This is a genomic window from Pseudomonas sp. SIMBA_068, from assembly GCF_046534705.1.
Lineage (GTDB): Bacteria > Pseudomonadota > Gammaproteobacteria > Pseudomonadales > Pseudomonadaceae > Aquipseudomonas > Aquipseudomonas putida.
Genome location: NZ_JAWRYI010000700.1, coordinates 1 through 265, shown reverse-complemented (window position 1 = coordinate 265; position 265 = coordinate 1). Strand labels below are relative to the sequence as shown.

Sequence of the window (265 nt, the reverse complement as noted above, 5' to 3'; positions counted from 1 at the left end):
CGCTGCTCATCCTGAATGGGAAAGGCGCGGGTAATGATGATCTGCGCGAAGCTATTACGACCCTGCGTGAAGAAGGCTTCGACATTGCGGTGCGTGTCACGTTTGAAAAAGGTGACGGCGATCGGTACGTCAAAGAGGCCATTGCGCTGCAGGCCGCGACCGTGGTGGCCGGTGGTGGCGATGGTACCATCAATGAAATTGCGACTGCGCTGGCTTCTTCTGAAGCGGATCATCGCCCGGTGCTGGGCATCCTGCCGCTGGGTAC

General features: G+C 58.9%; 1 protein-coding gene. It reads left to right on the top strand.

Going from position 1 to position 265, the window contains the following annotated elements; translation table 11 throughout:
* A partial coding sequence (locus SB756_RS31045; protein ID WP_410913366.1) for a diacylglycerol kinase family protein occupies positions 1-265 on the top strand: 265 nt, incomplete at both ends.